This window comes from Sodaliphilus pleomorphus (genome assembly GCF_009676955.1).
GTDB classification, from domain to species: Bacteria; Bacteroidota; Bacteroidia; order Bacteroidales; family Muribaculaceae; genus Sodaliphilus; species Sodaliphilus pleomorphus.
Map to the genome: position 1 here is coordinate 3,069,812 of NZ_CP045696.1, position 19,083 is coordinate 3,088,894.

General features: G+C 53.3%; 18 protein-coding genes. 2 read left to right on the plus strand and 16 right to left on the minus strand.

Translation table 11 applies throughout. The annotated features are described in order from the left end of the window. Nucleotides 1-47 precede the first annotated feature (47 nt). The 8 genes from GF423_RS12855 to GF423_RS12890 form a co-directional block, all read right to left on the minus strand. Complete coding sequence (locus tag GF423_RS12855; RefSeq protein ID WP_154328737.1) at nt 48-1,226, minus strand: MalY/PatB family protein; 1,179 nt, start codon at nt 1,224-1,226, stop codon at nt 48-50. Next, complete coding sequence (locus GF423_RS12860; RefSeq protein ID WP_154328738.1) at nt 1,223-2,068, minus strand: DUF3737 family protein; 846 nt, start codon at nt 2,066-2,068, stop codon at nt 1,223-1,225. The genes GF423_RS12855 and GF423_RS12860 overlap by 4 nt, the downstream gene beginning before the upstream one ends. A 96-nt stretch (nt 2,069-2,164) precedes the next feature. Beyond that, nucleotides 2,165-3,595 (minus strand): MATE family efflux transporter, encoded by a 1,431-nt coding sequence (locus tag GF423_RS12865; protein ID WP_154328739.1) that lies wholly within the window; start codon nt 3,593-3,595, stop codon nt 2,165-2,167. A 122-nt stretch (nt 3,596-3,717) separates the two neighbouring features. Further along, nucleotides 3,718-4,950 carry an OmpA family protein gene (locus GF423_RS12870; RefSeq protein ID WP_154328740.1) on the minus strand — a complete coding sequence of 411 codons (1,233 nt, stop codon included), beginning with the start codon at nt 4,948-4,950 and terminating at the stop codon, nt 3,718-3,720. Nucleotides 4,951-5,071: 121 nt separating this feature from the next. After that, complete coding sequence (locus GF423_RS12875; protein ID WP_154328741.1) at nt 5,072-7,129, minus strand: transketolase family protein; 2,058 nt, start codon at nt 7,127-7,129, stop codon at nt 5,072-5,074. Nucleotides 7,130-7,326: 197 nt separating this feature from the next. Further along, nucleotides 7,327-8,616 carry an MFS transporter gene (locus tag GF423_RS12880; protein ID WP_154328742.1) on the minus strand — a complete coding sequence of 430 codons (1,290 nt, stop codon included), beginning with the start codon at nt 8,614-8,616 and terminating at the stop codon, nt 7,327-7,329. A 174-nt stretch (nt 8,617-8,790) separates the two neighbouring features. After that, nucleotides 8,791-9,456 (minus strand): YggS family pyridoxal phosphate-dependent enzyme, encoded by a 666-nt coding sequence (locus tag GF423_RS12885; RefSeq protein WP_154328743.1) that lies wholly within the window; start codon nt 9,454-9,456, stop codon nt 8,791-8,793. 80 nt (nt 9,457-9,536) lie between these two features. Then, a complete protein-coding gene (locus GF423_RS12890) occupies nt 9,537-10,022 on the minus strand; it encodes a DUF4494 domain-containing protein (RefSeq protein WP_154328744.1) in 486 nt (161 codons plus the stop codon). A 118-nt stretch (nt 10,023-10,140) separates the two neighbouring features. Here GF423_RS12890 and GF423_RS12895 point away from each other — a divergent pair, with 118 nt between their 5' ends. Continuing rightward, entirely contained in the window at nt 10,141-10,743 is a 603-nt protein-coding gene (locus GF423_RS12895; protein WP_154328745.1) for an IMPACT family protein, read from the plus strand. On the opposite strand, the gene GF423_RS12900 is transcribed toward GF423_RS12895, so the two are convergent. Together GF423_RS12900 and GF423_RS12905 are read right to left on the minus strand one after the other, a co-directional pair. Beyond that, a complete protein-coding gene (locus GF423_RS12900) occupies nt 10,730-11,476 on the minus strand; it encodes an acyl-[acyl-carrier-protein] thioesterase (RefSeq protein WP_154328746.1) in 747 nt (248 codons plus the stop codon). The two genes, GF423_RS12895 and GF423_RS12900, sit on opposite strands and share 14 nt — an antisense overlap. Before the next feature lie 49 nt (nt 11,477-11,525). Beyond that, nucleotides 11,526-12,521, minus strand: a complete 996-nt coding sequence (locus tag GF423_RS12905) for a hypothetical protein (protein WP_154328747.1) — start codon at nt 12,519-12,521, stop codon at nt 11,526-11,528. A gap of 82 nt (nt 12,522-12,603) precedes the next feature. On the opposite strand from GF423_RS12905, the gene GF423_RS12910 reads away from it, so the two are divergent. Beyond that, nucleotides 12,604-13,341, plus strand: a complete 738-nt coding sequence (locus GF423_RS12910; protein ID WP_154328748.1) for a tyrosine-protein phosphatase — start codon at nt 12,604-12,606, stop codon at nt 13,339-13,341. A gap of 136 nt (nt 13,342-13,477) precedes the next feature. Here GF423_RS12910 and GF423_RS12915 read toward each other — a convergent pair whose 3' ends face one another. The 6 genes from GF423_RS12915 to nrfA form a co-directional block, all read right to left on the minus strand. Then, nucleotides 13,478-14,347 (minus strand): zinc-ribbon domain-containing protein, encoded by an 870-nt coding sequence (locus tag GF423_RS12915; protein ID WP_206113263.1) that lies wholly within the window; start codon nt 14,345-14,347, stop codon nt 13,478-13,480. After that, complete coding sequence (locus GF423_RS12920) at nt 14,344-14,982, minus strand: cytidylate kinase-like family protein (protein WP_154328750.1); 639 nt, start codon at nt 14,980-14,982, stop codon at nt 14,344-14,346. Before GF423_RS12920 ends, GF423_RS12915 begins: the two co-directional genes overlap by 4 nt. A gap of 57 nt (nt 14,983-15,039) precedes the next feature. Then, complete coding sequence (locus GF423_RS12925; protein WP_154328751.1) at nt 15,040-15,669, minus strand: hypothetical protein; 630 nt, start codon at nt 15,667-15,669, stop codon at nt 15,040-15,042. A 175-nt stretch (nt 15,670-15,844) separates the two neighbouring features. Further along, nucleotides 15,845-16,633 carry a cytochrome c biogenesis protein gene (locus GF423_RS12930; RefSeq protein WP_154328752.1) on the minus strand — a complete coding sequence of 263 codons (789 nt, stop codon included), beginning with the start codon at nt 16,631-16,633 and terminating at the stop codon, nt 15,845-15,847. After that, nucleotides 16,630-17,535, minus strand: coding sequence for a cytochrome c biogenesis ResB family protein (locus GF423_RS12935; RefSeq protein ID WP_154328753.1), 906 nt, complete (start codon nt 17,533-17,535; stop codon nt 16,630-16,632). Before GF423_RS12935 ends, GF423_RS12930 begins: the two co-directional genes overlap by 4 nt. A 5-nt stretch (nt 17,536-17,540) precedes the next feature. Next, entirely contained in the window at nt 17,541-19,028 is a 1,488-nt protein-coding gene (nrfA, locus tag GF423_RS12940) for an ammonia-forming cytochrome c nitrite reductase (protein ID WP_154328754.1), read from the minus strand. Nucleotides 19,029-19,083 lie beyond the last annotated feature (55 nt).

Genomic DNA, 19,083 nt, shown 5'->3' on the forward strand with positions numbered 1-19,083 from the left:
ATGTGTTGTTCCACTCTGCCCTGTATCGACGTGGTGTTGCTGTGCTCTCACGTGTTTTGCACATGGCGATTGATGACATGGGCCATGCGCTTTAGCCCCTCAAGCATGCGTGCCCGTGGGCATGCAATGTTGATGCGCATGTACCCCTCGCCTTGCGCCTTGCCGTAGATGGTGCCGCTGTTGACCATCACTTTTCCCTCGGTGAGCAACAGGTGTGTCAGCTGGTCGCTGCTCAGGCCTGTTGACTTGATATCGACCCACACCAGGTAGGTTGCCTCGAGCTTGGTCACTTGGCAAAATGGAAGGTGTTGTGCAAAGTATTGCTTGAGCACATTGTAGTTTTCCCACAAGTACTGCCTCAACTCTTCGAGCCAGTCGGCTCCTTGGTTGTAGGCGGCGATGAGTGCTTCTACACCGAAAGGATTCACATCGCACACCTCGTTGTCGTTGATGGCACGGTCTATTTTCTTGCGCCAATCTGGATGGTTGGTCACTATGTTGGCAATCTGCAGCCCGGCGGTGTTGAAGGCCTTGCTGGGCGAGACGCAAGTGATGCATCGGTCTTGCAACTCGGGCGATATCGAGGCAAAGGGCATATAGTCGTAACCGGGCATCGTGAGCTCGCAATGTATCTCATCGCTCACCACAATCACGTGGTTTTGTGCACATATCTTGCCCACTTGCGACAACTCCTCTTTGCTCCACACCCGTCCGGCAGGATTGTGTGGATTGCACAGCAAGAGCAGTTTCACCCTGGCGTCTTTTGTTTTCTCTTCGAGGTCGTCATAGTCCATCACATAGGTGTCGCCCGTGGCGATGAGTGCATTGTCGACAATCTCGCAGCCATTATTGACTATCGAGGAGAAGAAGCAGTTGTACACTGGCTGTTGCACTACCACCTTGTCGCCTGGGCTTGTGAAGGCCTTGATGATTGCCGAGATAGCTGGCACCACACCGCTGGTGTAGAGTATCCAGTCGCGCTCGATGGCCCAGTGGTGCCGGGTGCCGAACCAGTCGATGGTGGCTTGGTAGTAGGCCTCGGGCACAGTCACATATCCGTATATGCCATGTTGTGCGCGGCGTGTCACTGCTTGAACCACAGCGGGAGCAGTGCAAAAGTCCATGTCGGCCACCCACATCGGTATCACGCCGTCCTCCTCAGGGGTATCCCACTTGTAGGAATTAGTACCTCGGCGGTCGATGATTTTATCAAAGTCGTACTTCATCGGCGTGTCTCAATGATGCAATTGGCTGGTTGCTTGATGTACTGGTCGATTGTGATGCGGCCTATGCTGTCGGCCACAATGTGACCGCTTGTTGGGTTCTTGATTTCGGTGATTGCACCTTTGATTGTGGCCTCTACTGTCGATTCCTCAAAGGCTCGGTCGCAGCTGGCGTCGAAGGTACAATCCTCCAGCACAAGATTCTCGGCATAGCACAGTGGTTGCTCTCCGCTGATGTGGCAACGCACAAGCTTCAAGTTGCGAGAGTGCCACCCCAGGTATTCGCCGTTGAGCTCCGAGTCGTATATTGTCACATTGTCGGTCTCCCAAAATGAATCTTTGGTTGTGATTTTGGCATGGCGTATTTCGGCATTTTTTACATACTGAAACACGTACTTGCTGTCACTCACAAGCCCGTCGACTTTCACATTGCTGCAGAACATGAATGGGTAGGTGCCGCCATGTGGCGTGAGGTTGTTGATTTTCAAGTCGTTGACTCGCCAAAATGTCTCGTCGGCATCATTGATGGTCACATTGCGCAGTTCCACGCGGTTCATCTCGCGGAACAGCTTGGGCGCGTCGATTATGGTGTCGGTCATGAGCATGTCGTCGCTGTACCATATCGCCGAACGCGAACCTGGCTCAAAGTGGCAATGTGTTATCACCGACCCATACACATGCCAAAAGGGATATTTCCCGATGAATGTGCAATCGTGTGCCTCGATGTTGTGGCACAGCTTGATGCCCGATTCACCCTCATCGATGGTCACATTGTAGAGCTTGGTCTCACGCAGGCCAAATAGCGGTCGCTCGCCTGCAAAGGTTTTATCTTTTATTATTTGCATGATTGCTATGAAATTTATTGATGTCGTTTTATGTTGCAAATGTATCTGTTTTACGCCTTAACCTGATAACACAAATTCCTGCAAAACATACCTGTTTCACGCTTTGTGTTTTATTTTTATCCACCGGTCCGATTTCAGACGCCACAAGTAGATGCTGCCGCGGAAGATGAGTTCGATGCACATGGCTGTCCACACTCCCGTGAGCCCCATGTGGTAGTGCAGAACAAACAGGGCCGACAAGGTAATGCGCACGCCCCACATGCTCACAACATTCATCGCGCAGGGAATGAGGGTGTCACCTGCACCCACAAAGATACCGTAACTCACAATTGCTGCTGCAAACATGGGTTCGGCCCATGCCTCGATGCGCAAGGCAGCAGTGCCTTGCTCGATAATGCCTGGAACAGGCGACATGATGCTCATCATTACTGGCGCCCCTATCCACATGAGCACACCCATGAGCCCCATCACAGTCATGCCCATGACTACAGTGATGTTGGCAAATCGCCGAGTCAAGTCGCGCCGGGCCGCTCCTATGCTTTGTCCCACCAGCGTGGTTGCAGCATCGGCTATACCATAGCCTGGCATGTAGCACAGGCTCTCGGCTGTGATGGCAAATGTGTTGGCAGCCAGCGCGATGCTTCCAAGTGGCGCTACTATTGCCGTGATGGTGATCTGGGCGCTGCACATCACAATGTGTTGCAGCCCCATGGGCAAACTAATTTTAAATGCCTTTCTCAAGCACTGCCCTCGTGGCTTGAAACTGCCATGCTCATGGTTGAGGCGCAGCTCTTTCGACTTAAAGCACATGTAGTATACCATGGCAAAGCAGGTTATCATTTCGGCCAGAAAAGTGCCCAGGGCAGCGCCGGTCACGCCCAGGTTGGCCCCTGGCAGGGTAAAGTCGATGCCCATGACTTGCAGGTTGTGAGCAGGGAAAATCAAGAAAAAATTGAAAATCACGTCGAGCACGCCCATCATCACGTTGAGCATGCTGGGCACCTTGATGTTGCCGCTGCTCCTGAGCATTCCGCTTGCCAGGAAGTCGAGTGTGAGAAATGGTATCGCCAGCGAGAATATGAGAAAATAGGTCGAGGCTTTGCCTGTAATGTGGTCATTGCCTTTCAGCCAGGTAGGCAAAAACGGGCTTATCAAGCATCCTGCCAGCCCCACTGCCAGTCCAAAGATGAGTATCGTGATCATCGACTGCCTCAGTACCGAGCGTGCTTCGGCAGGCCGACCTGCTCCAATGAGGTGGGCCACTTGTACCGAGAATCCGGTGGTCGCAGCATTGCACACCCCGGCAAAGAGCCATATAGTGGTCGACACCAGTCCTATCGAAGCCGAGTCGTCGGCTCCCAGCCGTCCCACCATCGAGGCGTCGATATATTGCATGAGTATCGACGTCAATTGGGCCAGTATTGCCGGTATCGAGAGCAGGGCAGTGAGCCGCAACTCCTGCTTCAACGTCATGGCTTTGCCATCGCGTATCATTGCCAGTAATGCGTCTTTCCCGAGTGTTGCCATGCGTTTCTGCTCCTTTTTTTGTGATTATTTGATTGTGATTGTTTATGGGCTTGCAAAGGTAAAAAAAAGCCCCGCTTTGTGCAAGCGGGACTTTGATAAGTTGCTAGTATTTTCTGTTAGAATTACTTGGCACGGTTGATAGTGACGGCACGGTCGAGCGAAGCAGCCTTTGCACCATAGTTGGTGAGCTCGCCATCGTTGATTTGTGCGTCGAGACGACCAGCATCGATACCCTTCTTCACGAGCATCTTCTTCACCGAAGCAACACGCTCCTTGCGCAGGCGGGTGTTGATGGTCTTGTTACCAGTGTAGTTGTCGGCCCAGCCAGTGAGCACGTAGTTGTTCGACTCGTTCTTCATCACTTCGCCCACAGCGTCAACAACCTTCTGCTGAACGCCCACAACCTTCGAAACGTTGATGGGGAAGTAAACGGTTGCGAGAGGAGCCTCGGCCACAGGAGCGGGTTCGGGAGCCTTGCGGTTGCGGCACTCGTCGAGTTGCTGCTTCAGGTTGGCAATGTTCTGGTTGGCAGCCTCAAGTTTTGCACGCAGGTCGTCAACATAAGCATCGGTGTACTTGATCTCGGGGCAAACGGGAACCACGGGAGCATTCCACTCAGTCTTGTTGAACTTGTAGGAAAGACCAACGAGTACCGAAGGAATCTCGTTCCAGCTCTTGCCAGCGTTCCAGCCATCAACATGCTCTTGCATCTCGTCGAAACGCAGGTCGAGCAGGATGTTGACGTGATTGCTCACACGGAAGGTGTTCAACAAACCAGCACGGAAGCTGAAGTTACGCGACTCCTTGCCTTCGTTGGCCGAATACTCCCAGTTACCCCTGTCGTCGTTCATGAGCTCACGAGAATATACCCAGTGAATGCCCATACCGCCGTAGAGCACAGCGTTGTAGAAACGACCGGGCTTGTAGCCCATCACCCAGTTGGTGAGGTTGAACATCAGGTCGCCAAATGCACCAATGTTGTTGAATTGCTGCTTGTGGAAACCGTCTTTAGCAAGCTCGTTGCGGTAGCCCAGCACGCTCTCATAGTAGGCAGGTGTTGCACCCTTGAGCTGCTCAAACTCACCGCCGAAGCGTGCTCCCCACAGTGGAGAGAACCACTTGCCTACAGCGAGGTTGCCCTTCAGGCCAATACGATCGCCAAACTTAGCATGCTTGTCGTACTTCGACATCATGACGCCAGCTCCGCCTTCTGCCTCAACAAACCAGTTGTCCTGCATTCTGTTGAACAGATAGCCTTGAGCTGGATCCTCAACATAAGTCACCTCCTGAGCGTTGACTGCAGCAGGTGCCATCAGCATTGCGCATGCAAATGCTAATAATGTAATCTTTTTCATAGACTTACGTTTTTTTTGTTATTGTAATTAAACACTTAAAAAATTATATTCTACAACAAATTATGTGCAAATATATATATTTTTTGTGAATGGCGAGCACTCTTTTTCAAAAAAAGCGTTTTTATTCACCTTTTTTTTGTTTTTTCACCCAGTTTTCGATTTTTTCAGCGATATTTTCGGGTGTAAAACCAAATTTTTCTTCCAGTACCTTGTAGGGAGCCGATGCCCCAAAATGGTCAAGACCATATATATAGCCGTTAGGTATCACTCTGAGCAGGGTCGAGGGCAGTCCTGCTGTGAGTCCAAAGGCAGGCACTCCGCCCGGTATCACTTGCTCGCAATAGGACTTGTCTTGATTTAAGAACAAGCCTATCGAGGGTATCGACACTACTTGTGCCTTGATGCCGCTTGTGGCAATTATGCGTGCGGCATCGATGAGTGTTGCCACCTCCGATCCGTTGCCCACGAGCACAACATCGGGGTTGGCCTCGGCTTTCACCACATAGCCGCCGCGCTGGGCGCCCAGTGCATCGTTGTATCGGGCTGCGTAGTCGTTGCCATGCTGCGAGGGCAGGTCGGCAACGTTCTGGCGCGAGAGTATGAGCGCCGTTGGGGTAGTGGTGTTTTCCATTGCCATTTTCCAGGCTACCGTTGTTTCGGCAGCATCGGCCGGTCGCAGCACCAGCATGCTGTTGCGGCCGTGATGATTTTTGAGCTCCTCGAGCAGGCGTATTTGTGCTTCTTGCTCTACGGGCTCGTGGGTAGGTCCGTCTTCGCCCACGCGGAACGCGTCGTGGGTCCATATGAATTTCACGGGCAGCTCCATGAGTGCCGATAGTCTCACTGCCGGCTTCATGTAGTCGCTGAATACAAAGAAGGTGGCGCAGGCACCTATCAGGCCGCCGTGCAGGGCGATGCCGTTGATGATCGCTGTCATTGCCAGCTCCGACACGCCGCTGTGCAGGAATGCGCCGCCGAAGTCGTGTGGCTTGAAAGCTCCCGTCTTCTTCAGGAAGGCTTCGGTCTTGTCGCTGTTGGCCAGGTCGGCCGACGATACAATCATGTTGTGCTCTTTCTCGCCGAGCACGGCCAGCACGTCGGCACTCGCCGAGCGGGTGGCAATGCCTGGTTTGTGCACGATACTCGAGTAGTCGATTGCTTCTATCTTGCCGTCGATGTAGTTTTTCAGCTCTTGAGCCTTTTCGGGATTGGCTTCAATCCATTTTTGCTCTTGAGCCTTGCGCTCGACTACAATTTTCCTGAGCTCGTCGTTGCGCTTGGCATAGAGGTCGGCCACCTCGGCAAAGGTGACCCATGGGTTTTGTGGGTCACCCCCCAGGTTCTCTATAGTCTTCTCATAGCTTGCCCCCGACTTGCTCAGCGGGTTGCCGTGGGTGCTGCATTGCCCCTCATAGTTTTTCCCGTCGGCTGTCACGCAGCCGCGTCCCATGATGGTGTGTCCCACAATCAGGGTGGGGCGCATCGTCTCGTGCTGGGCTTTTTCTATGGCCTCGGCCATGGCAACGGGGTCGGTGCCGTCAACTTCGAGCACATTCCAGTTCCATGCGCGGTACTTGGCTGCTGTGTTCTCGTTGCTCACCGCGTCGCAGTCGGTCGAGAGTTGCACATCGTTGCTGTCGTAGAACATGATGAGATTGCTCAGCCCCAGGTAGCCGGCTATGCGGCCTGCCTCCTGAGAGATGCCCTCTTGCACGCCGCCGTCGCTGATGAAAGCATAGGTCTTGTGGCTGAACACAGGGCTGTAGTGCTGGCTTATAAACCGCTCGGCTATGGCGCAGCCCACGGCCATCACATGCCCTTGGCCCAGTGGACCCGAGGTGTTCTCTATCCCATGCTCGGGGTCAAGCTCGGGATGTCCAGGGCAGCGGCTGCCCCAGCTGCGGAAGCTCTTGATGTCGTCGATGCTGTACTTGCCCGTCAAGTGCAGCACGCCGTAGAGCATGGGCGACATGTGACCAGGGTCGAGGAAGAAACGGTCGCGGCCAAACCAGGTGGGGTCGTCGGGATCGTTGATGATATAACTTGAATAGAGCACGTTGATGAAATCGGCTCCCCCCATGGCACCTCCGGGGTGACCCGATTTGGCATTTTCAACCATGGCGGCAGCCAAGATGCGAATGTTGTTGGCAGCGCGATCCATCAGTTCTTTGTTTAACATAACGATTTGCTGTTTTTATTGGTTAGTATATAATATGTGTAGGTCTTATTTTTCACGAAAGTACAAAATTAAAGGTGTATCACCAAATTTTTGGATTGAAATGATTGCTGCCGTTCTCTTTATTCTGAAAAAAATGACTGCGGCTATGTTACGGCCGCAGTCATGCGATAAGTTTAGTAAGTGTTGTACTATTGCAATCAGGCCTTGGCCTTCAAATTGGTCTTGCTGCCCACACGCGCATAGAAGAGAATGTAGGCTGCGCACACAAGCACCACGGTGTAGCTGGTCAGGAAGCTGCCTGTCACATCGGCTACCCAGCCCTGGAGCGGAACAAGGATGCCGCCGCCCACAACCATGGTCATGAACATGCCGCTGGCAAACTCGGTGTACTTGCCGAGGCCTTCAACTGCCATGTTGAAGATGCCGCCCCACATGACCGATGTGCACAGGCCGCCAAGCACCAGAAACAAGATGCCCACGGGAACCTTTGCCGTGGTGAGCGAGCCGCTCGAGCCCTCGAAGCCGATGATGGGAACATGGACGCCTGTAGGGGCAAACATGCCGATGAGCACAAACACGATCACAACGCTTGCCAAGAAGCTCACCTGCGTGCGGCTGCTCACCTTGCCGCCTATGGCGCCGCCCACGAGACGGCCCACAAGCATAAGCAGCCAGTATACGCCGGCAATGGTAGCTGCAATCCCAGCATCCATGCCGAAACCTGGCGTGGCCGCATTGGTGGGCGTCGACAGGTACTGAAGCACATAGGTGGGCAGACCCACCTCAACGCCCAAATACAGGAAGATGGCAAGAATGCCAAGGTTGAAATGGCGGTATTTGAAAGCGCCTGTTGTGGTGTTGCCCTCGCTCTTGACGACGTTGGTCACAGGCTCGGGTATCTTGACGAGCGCAAGCACTACAAACACGAGTGCAAACACGCCAAGAGCGATAAACAGTGCCGGGTTGGCATCAGAGATCGAGGCCTTGGCCGTGTCGCCCACAAGCGCGCCTACCAAGATGGTGACAATTGTTGCTGCAAACGAGTTGCAGGCACCGCCGAACTGGATGAGCTGGTTGCCCTTGTTGCCGCCGCCGCCCAGGGTGTTGAGCATGGGGTTGACTACAGTGTTGAGCATGCACATGCAGAATCCGGCAATGAATGCGCCCAGAAGGTAAACCCAGAAGCTTTGCACGCTGTCCCATCCTGACACATATTCCAGAAACACGCCAACAAAGCCTATTGCGATTGCCAGCAGGGCTGTGTTCTTATAACCAATTTTCTTGAGCAGCAGTCCCGACGGTATACCCATCACCAAGTAGGCTATGAAGTTGGCCGTATTACCGAGCTGTGCCTGGAAGTTGGAGATGTGAAACTGGTTTTTGGTAATCACTGCCATAGGATTGCACAGGTTGGTGACAAATGCAATCATTGCGAAGAGTAGAAACATCATGATGATGGCTACCCATTGTTTTTTTTGTTGAGCCATTTTTGTTTTGTTTATGAATGTTATTATCTTATTTTTGGTTCCTTATTGAAAAAGAAGAAAAAATTTGCTGTATTGGTATCTCAGTGTAAATTTACAGCAAATTTTTTAATTGTCGTCTTTTTCGAGTGATTTCTGAAAAAAAAACTACTCTCTTTCAGTAGTCTTCCATCCTTGTCAGTATTCTCTTGGCCCGAAGATGTCGGTGCCTATGCGCACCATCGTCGAGCCTTGGTCGACGGCTATCTTCCAGTCGTGGCTCATGCCCATGCTCACATCCTTGAACTCAGGGTAGGTGAAAAATTCCTTCTTGAGCAGGTCGTAGGTGTGTCGCACCATGCCGAACTCGTGGGCCACTTGTTTCACGTCGGGGGTGTTGGTGGCCATGGCCATCACTCCTGTGATGCGCACGTGGTCATAGCCCTCGAGCTGGCCCTGGGTGGCCGCGTTGAGCAGCTCCTCGATGCTGAAACCACTCTTGGTCTCTTCTTGGGCCACGTGCAGCTGGAGCAGCACATCCACGCTTCGCCCTATGCGAGCGGCCTCTTTTTCTACAGTTTTGAGCAGCTTCACGCTGTCGATGCTCTCGATGAGTGTCACTACTGGCATGATCATGCGCACCTTGTTGGTTTGCAAGTGCCCTATCATGTGCCACTCGATATCGGGCGGGAGCTGGGGGTGCTTTTTCACCATTTCCTGGGCATGATTTTCTCCAAACAGGCGTTGACCAGCGTCGTAGGCCTCTTGCAGCTTCTCGACGGGATGATACTTTGACACAGCCACCAGTTTCACCCCCTCGGGTAGCTGCGACGTGATTTTGCTTATGTTTTCTCCTATCGACATAGTAGGTTGAAAAATGGTAGTTTAAATGTCGTTACATGTATAGTGTAGCGTGGCATGTGCTACTGCGCCGCCGCTGCACGCTACTGCTGGGCGCTGTCTTGCGCGTTCTGGCGGGCAGCCTTGTCGGCCAGTGTTTCTTTCAGGTTGGCAGCAAAGACGTCGAGAAGCGGCGTCTCGGTAATCTGGGCGATTTCGTAGTCAAACATGGTGCCGTTCATCCCCTTCATGAAGGTCTCGAGGGCATACTTGAACTCGCTGGCCTGCACCAGATAGTAGGATGGGGTGCGCTTCTCGGCAGCTGTCTTCTCGTCGATGGTGATCATGTTGATTTTCACTTTGTACCACTTGTCGCCGCTGTCGTCGTAGAAGATGTCGTCGAGACGCACTTTCTTGACTGCCGACACGGTGAACTCGCCTGAGATGTAGGGCTGCATTTCTTCGGTGATTCTTGCCTCGGCCTCGGTAAACGAAAGCGCGTCGACCAGATAGGGCTCGGTTACCGTCTTTATGTTGCCAGTTTCGAGTGTTTTATCGTATTTTACTTTTGTTTCAAACCATTGTGACATGTTGATGATACTTTTAGAATATTAATGACTGTATATAAATTGATTGTCTTGATTGATGTGTATTTTTGCAATGCAAAGTTACACATTTATTTCAATTATTGATAACTTTGTAACCGATATGAGCGATTTTTTCAGAACCATTCAAGCCGAGTCGCGAGGCCTATACAAGGAGAAAATGAGCAAGTTTATCTCCTTTGCTGTCCCTGTCGTCACGGCCGACCAGGCTCGTGCAGTGGTGAAGCGCATAGCCAACGAGTACCACGACGCTCGGCATTGCTGCTGGGCCTATATGATAGGCACTGCCCGCAACGAGTATCTCTCGAGCGACAACGGCGAGCCCTCGGGCACGGCAGGCAAGCCCATCTTGGGGCAAATCAACTCCTATGGCCTGACCAACGTCGTGATTGTTGTCGTGCGCTACTTCGGCGGCATCAAGCTGGGCACCTCGGGCCTTATAGGCGCTTACCGTGAAGCGGCGCGCCAGGCCATTGCCAGTGCCGTGATTGTGGAGTGTCACGAGCAGGCACGTGTCACTTTCAATTTCCCCTACTTGAGCATGAACGATGTGATGAAGATTGTGAAGGCCGACGAGAAGATCCACGTGATCGACCAGAAGTTTGACAACGACTGCCTGATGACGCTCGAAACCGATGCCGACCGCCTGCCGCCATTGAAGCAGCGGTTGCTCGATGTCACGGGGCTGGCTGTCATCTCGGGCTGAAACAGAACCGGGCCCGGCAGTGGCTCAGCCTGCCGCTGTCGACCGACAGCTTGCAGTCGAGCCCATCGTTGTCGTTGAGGTTTACTTCCACAGTGTCGCCGCAACGGGTCTCGTGCATGAAGGCGATTTCGAGGCGGCGCACCAGTTGCTTGTCATATTTTTCAAGCGGGAATTGATTCATGAGCAATTCGAGATACTTCACTGTGTTTACATGTCGGTTGATGTCGCAATCGGTGTACTTGAATGTGTAGCTGGTGCTTTTTGTGGCTTCGGTCACCATGTGCAGGCGGCCTTGCGGGGCAACGCTGCTTTTTCGGTCCGAAATATTGTTGCTTATGTAACTCAGCTTTGAAATATCTACTCCCTCGCGGGTGGCATAGTTTATTACCATCCATATTGTGCGCACACCGCCTATCACCACGCCGTCTTTGTCGCATATTTCCATGTTGCGCTGCGAGAAGTGGCGGTTGTAGTTCTCGATCCATGTGGTGAAGCTGTACTGCTCGTTCACTCGTGGATATCGTGTCATCTCTACGGTCACTCTCGAGAGTACCCAGCCTTGGTTTGCCTCTATGAGCTTGCTGTAGCCCACTCCCCATGCATTGGCATGCAGGGTGGCTACCTCGATGATGCGGCTCATCACCAGCGTGAGGGGCATCTCTCTCTCAGGATTGCACTCGGCAGCTGTGAGAAGGTATTTTTGCGTGAATTTTTTGCTGTTGTTTGTTTCCATGCCTTGGTTTGCTTTTTACTGAAATTATGATGCAGTGATAATTGTGGAATCATTTGATGCCACAATGGCGTTTCAGCTCGGCGGTCGACGAGTGCTTCTTGCCGTTTAGGTCAAAAAGGTACTGGTCGATGCTCGTGGGGGCCATGTGCTTCACGCGGTCGAAACGCTCGGGGTGCAAGATGCGGGTCACCACGATGCGCTGTATCTTCAGCTTGTTGCACTGTGCTGTGCTGTAGCCCATCTTGGCAGGCTCGCGGCCAGGCCCGTTGCTGCTCCAGTAGGTGATATTGCCCTCATGGTCAAAGCCAGTGAAGACGACGCTGTGCCCGGCCTCCTGGTCATCGCCCTTCACGCCGTTGTCGCCTATGATGGCACCGCGGTCGCTGCCGCGGTCGTCGTTCCGGTTCCAGAATATTTTCACAATGTCGCCTGGCACCATGTGACTCCATATCGGGTTGTTGAGCCATTGCTCGTCGGTCATGTAGGGCTCGTCGGGTGTCTCCTTGTTTTTCGTGCTCTTGGCGCCACGGTAGGCCGTCATGCTGAAGCCGGCACCCAACTCGTGCACCAGGCAGCCCAGCGACGGGCCGTTGGCGTTGGCACGCCCCCAGAAGCCCTGGCCGTCGGCTTGCGAGAGCCCTTGGGGATTGAGAGGCCCGACAATGCCCACACAGGGCTTCATGTTGATCCAGGCTTGGCGTGAGATTGCCCCCTTGCTGTCCCACATGATGAGCGCCTTCACGATGACCGAGTAAGTGGCGCTCGAGCAAAACGACGGCTGTGCCAGGACGGGGTCGAAGTGGGGCTTCTTGTCGCCCGGGTGCATCTGGAAGGCATTGTCAAGCCCTTGCCAGGCAGTGGTGGCAAAGGTGGCCGTGGGCTGGCTGCCCGTGTAGTAGCCTCCATGTTGGGGAAAGGAGTCGATAGCTGCCAGTATCGTCTTTTGCCATTGCACGTTTACTTTCTCCTTGGCCATGGTGGGCATTGCAGTGCCGCACAGGATGAGGAGTAATGAAAATATAGTGTTTTTAAATACTTTTATCATGATTTCGGTGTATTCACGTCTCAAAGGTAATGAAAAAAACGGGATTTTTGTACTACCTTTGCATGACAAAATTGAGGACAACATGTTTGATTTTTTTAAGAAGAAAAAAAACGACGCCACTCTGTTTTATCACACCGATGTGCACTGCCACATCCTGCCTGGCGTTGACCACGGCTCGGCCTCGGTGAGCGATTCGCTCGAGATGCTCAGGGCCGAGCTCGACATGGGCGTGAATCGTGTGATCTTGACGTCGCACACTACTGCCGAAACCTTTGAAAACACTCCCGAGACCCTCTCGGCCGCCTTTACCTTGCTCAAGCAGGCCGTTGCCGATGCCGGTCTCGACATCGAGTTGCATCTGTCTTCAGAATATCGCATCGACGAGTATTGGAACAAGCTCTATGCTGCTGGCCGCGTGCTGCCCATGCCTGGCAACTACATCCTGCTCGAGAACTCATTCACCCAGGAGCTCATCGAGATCGACCAGCTGCTCTTCGACTTGCAGTGCAAGGGGTTTCATCCCATCTTGGCACATCCCGAGCGCTACCACTACTACTACGACCGTCGTGAGCGCTATGGGCGCCTGCATGCCAACGGGGTGAGCTTCCAGCTCAATATTCTCTCGCTGGCAGGCTACTTTGGGTCGGGCGCAAGAGAGATTGCGCTGTGGCTCATCAAGAACAACCTCGTCGACATGCTGGGTAGCGACATGCACAACCTGCAGCATGCCGAGATTATCAAGGATTATATCGCAAGCCGCGACTGGAAAAAGATTTCGTCCAAAATACAGGGCCGCATCGTCAACGACATGGTGCGCTGATGCTTGAGGCAACGTGTTGCTGGCTGAAATTTTTCCAAGATAGCAAGGCAATAAACAAATTGAGCGGGACAAAGTCGTTGTGTCATCTCACGACTTTGTCCCGTCTCCTTGTTCTGTCGGGTGGATTTATGGCGGCCTATCTCACATAGAGGTCGAAGGGCGTCTCCTTGCCGTCGACTTGGTAGCTGCCTTGGTACTGTATCCCGTCGTAGCTCCCCGAGAGGGTGCCTTGCAGCTTGTTGCCCTTGCCGTAAATCGACACTGTGAGTGCCTCGCCGTCTTGTATGCCCAGCAAGTGCAGCTTGCCTTGCTCCTTGCCGTTGGCTACATAGCTGCCCGAGCCTTTCACGTTCTGCGGGTCCTTAAGATTAAGCACCATCACAAATTCCCGTTTTCCAATGTGGCCTGCCAGGGTGGGCATCGTCGGTGTAGAAGCATGGTGTTGTTGAGCCATGTGTCTCGAGGGCATTTCGCCCTCTATCTCGCTGGCAAAGGGATCGGCTCCGCCCATCATCGAGTTCATCATGGCTTGCATGGCACTGTCGGTCTGCTGCATTTCGGCCATGGCGGCCTGCATCATCGAGTCGGCTTGTGCATCGCTCATGTTGCCGCTTGTAGTCACCGTGATTGTACCATTGGGTGTGTGGGTCACTGTGGTGTGCTCTCGTGTGGTATAGTGAGAGTAGTGCACGCTGCTGTGGCTGGCCAGCCAAGCGATGAGCATGATGATGATGAGCACAACAGCTATGGCTCCAAGTGTAATGGCAACCCAGAAGAACTTGCGTCGGTGACGCTTTTCAGCTTCGTGGAATGGGGGAGGGGTGATGCCTGACCCGAGAGACTCCTGGGTGTCAAGCACATCGGACTCCTGTGCGGGCTTCAGGTCGTCGCGTTCCCATATTTTTTTTTCATCATGAGAGACATTGGCCGCGGGTGTGCCGCAATTGGGACACACTTTGGCCCCGTCGGGGATGACTTGCCCGCAATGATTGCATATATTTTTCATTTTTTGTTGATGATTTTCTTTACAAAGTCGATGATGAACATTGCTGTGGCCTGTGTGCCCAGCAGCGAGGCATCGATGCTCAAGTCGTAGCTTGCAGCATCGCCCCATTTCTTGTCGGTGTAGAAATTGTAGTACTCGGCACGCAGCTTGTTTTTCTTTTCGGCCTTCTCGCGGGCCTCTTTCTCGGTTTTGGCATCGCCGCGGCTCATGATGCGCTGCACGCGGTCTTCAATCGAGGAGTGGACAAACACGCTCACCACCTTGCAATGGTCGCGCAGCAGGTAGTCGGCCGTGCGTCCCACAATCACGCATGGACCGCGGTCGGCCAGCTGTGTCATCACTTCGCTTTGGGCGCGGTATATGCTGTCGTCGCTCAGCGGCGTGTCGCCTATGAAGTAGGCCCCTGTGTTGTAGCCCAGGTTGAACGACCACAGGCTCGAGAAGAAGCGAGGCGACCGCTCGTCGGCCGCTTCAAAGAAGTCTTCGTTCACCCCGCTCGACTTGGCAGCCTCGCTCAGCAGTTCCTTGTCATAGTAGGCAACGCCCAGCCCTTTGGCTATGAGCTGTCCTATTTCTCGCCCTCCGCAACCAAACTGGCGACCTATGGCTATTACATAAGTTTTGTCATTTTCCATATCTCATTCTTTTTTAGCGATTGTTTTGCAGTGTTATGTCATCACATGGCGAGCGTGCTATTGCCCGATGGTCTCGGGTGGTAGCGGCTCGGCAGGCTTTGGATGCAGCATGTCATCCCCGTTTACAATAAACGTCGACGGTGTGATGCGCCCATTTTGATATTGCCCAACAAATTTTGTGCCACCATAGTGCACAGGGTCGGTCACGAGCTCAAATATGCGCTCAAAGCGCGTTTTCCCGCTGGCATTTACCCACATCTGTTGCAGGAGCAGGATATTGTCGGTCGTGGTGACGGCATTTTTCACAATGAAATAGCAATTCTTTATTTTCAACACCCCATACAGCAACTTGCGTGCCGCGGCTGGCTCTTGCATCATGTCGTAGCTTGCTATTTCCACACGGGTGCCGCCGGCTGTCATGGGGCGCAGGGTAAGAGAGAAGAAGGGAAGCTCGTAGTTGGTGCTCACAATGCTGTCGAGCACTGGCTGCAGCGCAGCGATGAGTGCCTGCTGCTCGCCACGCCTGTTGAAGGCAAGGTTTTGCAGTTTCATATAATCGGTTTTCTCCGGAATCATGCCTGACTGATCCCTGGTGAACTGCTTGGGCACAACGACGGTATTTTTGTCGCCTGCACTGGCACACAGAGCCAAAAGGGCAGCAGTGAGTATCAAAATGTTTCTTAGCATCGTTAATCTCTCGTTTTGATTTACTCAAAAATACTGCTTTTGCGATAAAATCCAATACAATCGATGTCAAAAAAAACTTAAATGCATGCCCGTGCCCCCTTTCACACAGCAACGGAGACAGCGACTGTTTCTCGCTATCTCCGTTGCTATTATACGGGCACGGCTTTAAGCCCCGCTATTGCATCGAGTAGGTGTGCACGCTTGTAGCCTGGGCCGATGGCAAGTAGTTGATGCCCCACCAGCACATCTGCAAGAGGCAAAAACTCACGATGAGCATCCAGCAGGCCAGCCGTTGATGCTGCTTGTCGTAGCGCGCAAGGTGCAGGTAGGCCAAATACGACAGCCACGTGACTGCTGCCCATGTCTCTTTGGGGTCCCAAGCCCAGTAGTGTCCCCAGGCTTCTTTGGCCCACAATGCTCCCATGAGCATGCCCAGTGTGAGCAGTGCCAGCCCGGCACACACCAGGTCGTCTTTTGATTGGCCGCTTGTGCCCGAAGCTGTCTTTTTCCTGAATGCCAGCTCATAGATGGCAATGAGCGTGGCTGCCCCCATGAGTGCATAGGCTATCATGTAGGCAATGACGTGGGGCGCAAACCATGGGCTCTGCAGTGCGGGCATGAGGGCTTTGCTGTGTATTTCGGGCCGTAGCAGGTTGATGCCTACAAAAACGATGGCCATGATGGTGGTGAGCGGCAATATCCAGCGATAGCGCCATCGCCCATACACGACCATGCCTGTCATGGGAAGGAAAAGCGAGTACCACAGCCGTGTCTCGCCCATGGTGCGCATGGGAGGCCGTTGCAGTGCTACCCACATGATGACAATGTAGACGAGAAAAATGAGGATGCCTGCCAGTGTCGTTGTGCAGGCCAGTGTGAAACGCTTTTGCCACGAGGCCCATGCGCCCACACACCACAGCACTATAGCTGCTATGGCAAAATAGATGAAGTAGTCCCAAATCATGCCTTTGCCTCCTTCCTTGACTTTGCCCCAGCCAGCATGCCTATTGCACCTATGCAAAGCAGCCCGAAGCCTGCATACACGGGCGTGAGCCACGGGTCGCGCACAAGTTCAAACACACTATACTGGCTCATCGGGCCCATGGCCTGGTCGTAGCCATACTGGTATATCTTCCATCCGTTCACGCTATAGGGCTTATTCACGTCGATGGTGGCTTGGATGTGTTTGCCGTCTTGGGTCATGATTTCAACCTCCGAGGCAAAGCGCTTTGGCATCTTGTCTTCTTTGTACTGTTCCATGATGAACTTGTCGAGCTGGATAGCCACATCCAGGTTGTGCACCTGGTTGTTGCTGTCGAGCCCTCTCCACTCGGGCTGGCCATACTCGCAAAACATCTTGAGCCGTTGCATGTCGGCCGAGCCGAGTGTGCCGCACACGATGACCAAAAACAGCCCTATGTGGCTTGCCAGTGAGGGCACCCTGGCCCAGCTCAAGTGCGCAGTCTGCTTTACTGCTACAAGTCCTAATATGGTTGTGAGCAAAAAGAAAATCAAGACAAATGGCCAGAACGACAGCATCTTGCTCAACCCGAGGGGGTCGAGAGGTGCGGCTTGTGCGCTCACTTGCTGCGTGACGCCCATTATCGCGGCGAGAACTGTTGCATAGACCAGCGTGGGCACTGCTGCTTTCCAGCTCATGAGATATCTTATTGCATACACTTTGTCCTTGACTGCATAGCCCAATGCCAGCAGCAGGACATAGATGGCCATCATGAAGATGTTGACTGGCCAGGCAAATACGTCCCAGTTTACTGGGCCTACCGAAAATTGGAGAAGGACTCCAACTATTACAAGTCCTCCTCCAATTGTTATGCCTTCTTTAGGCGACCATGGTTTTTTCCACATGGGGTTTAGATTTCAATGAGTTTCTTGTTTTTCTTGGCACTCTTGACCCATTGCGGGACCACGGTGTCGAGAAATTTTTTCTTCTTCTGTTGCAGCAACGGCAGGTTTTGACCTATGAAGGCTTCAGCCTTGGCCTTGGTCGATAGGTCGGGCAGCGGCACGTCGCCTGTGTAGCCGTGCTTGGCAAGCACCTTGGCATTGGCCAGACGGGCTTGTTGTGCAAAGTCGAGGGCATGTCCCAAAATGCGCATCACCTCTTGAGGAGCGTGGAACGAGGCGCCGTGGCTGGCTACTGCATAGTCCCAACGCCACTGGCTCTTGCGTATCAGGCTTTGCACGGGTTTCATCTCGGCATCGGTGGCACCGTGGTCGAAGGCAAATTTTGCCTCGATATGGGCTGCTGCAAGTGCTTTCTCTACCCGCACCCTTATCTCGTTGCACTTGCGCTGACGCTCATACACGGCCTGGCGCAGTGTGTCGGCACTCTCCCGGTGGCAAGTCTGGCACGTGCGGTCGATGTGGGCGAGCGGGCTCATGATGTGGTGGTCGGTGTACTTGACTCCGCCTTCGCTTATGTAGGGCATGTGGCAGTCGGCACAGCTCACGCCGCGCTGGCCGTGTATACCCATTGTGAAAAGTTCATATCCTGGATGCTGTGCTTTCAAGATAGGAGTCTTTGAAAGCGGGTTCACAAAGTCCTTGAAATTGATCTTGTCGTAGTAGGCTTCCATGTCCTCTACACTCATGCCGTTGTCTTGGGGGAAAGTGAGGTACTTGCCTTCGCCTGCAAAGTAGTACTCGGTGTGGCACTGGGCGCACACGAGCGAGCGCAATTCTTGGTGAGAGGCTTTTTTCACGTCTTTTCCTGCACGTGCCCATGCCTCGTATAGGGCAGGCCGCGATGGCTTCAAGTCCATCGTGCGGGCGTCGTGGCAGTCGGAGCAGCCTATCGAGTTCACCACTTCCGAGCCCCATTGGCTCCACTTGGCAGCATAGAAGTTCTTGATGCCCTTCTCGCGCATGAGTCGAGGCACGTCGGGACCCTTGCACGTCCAGCAGGTGCCTGGTTGGATGTCGCCGTCGCCATCGATTCCCGGATTGCCGGTGCGCAGTATCTCTCGCATGTCATCGATGGCATGGTGATGACCGCGCGGCGTGTTGTACTCCTTGCTGAAGGCGTATCCATCCCACAAGATCACCATCTCGGGGTGCTGCTCAAGAGCGTCCTTGCGCTGTGAACCGTTAAACTCGCTTTCAAATGATGTGTCGGCCGTCATGGCCCACGACTCATACTCGCGCGGGAAGTCCTTGGCAAACTTCTCGTTTTGCGCTACGATTGAGTCGGTCATGGGGGTGCGACGGTTGTTGAACACGCTTGCTACCTCGGCCCTGCGTTGCAGCAGCGATGAACATAGAAGGCCCAGAACGAAGACAATCACCATCGATCCTCCGAAGATGAGCCACCCTTGCCATTTTTTCAGTTGCTTTGCCATATTTTGATATTGTCTTTAGTTTTCTTGTTCTTGTTTCCTGTTTATAAGGCCGTGC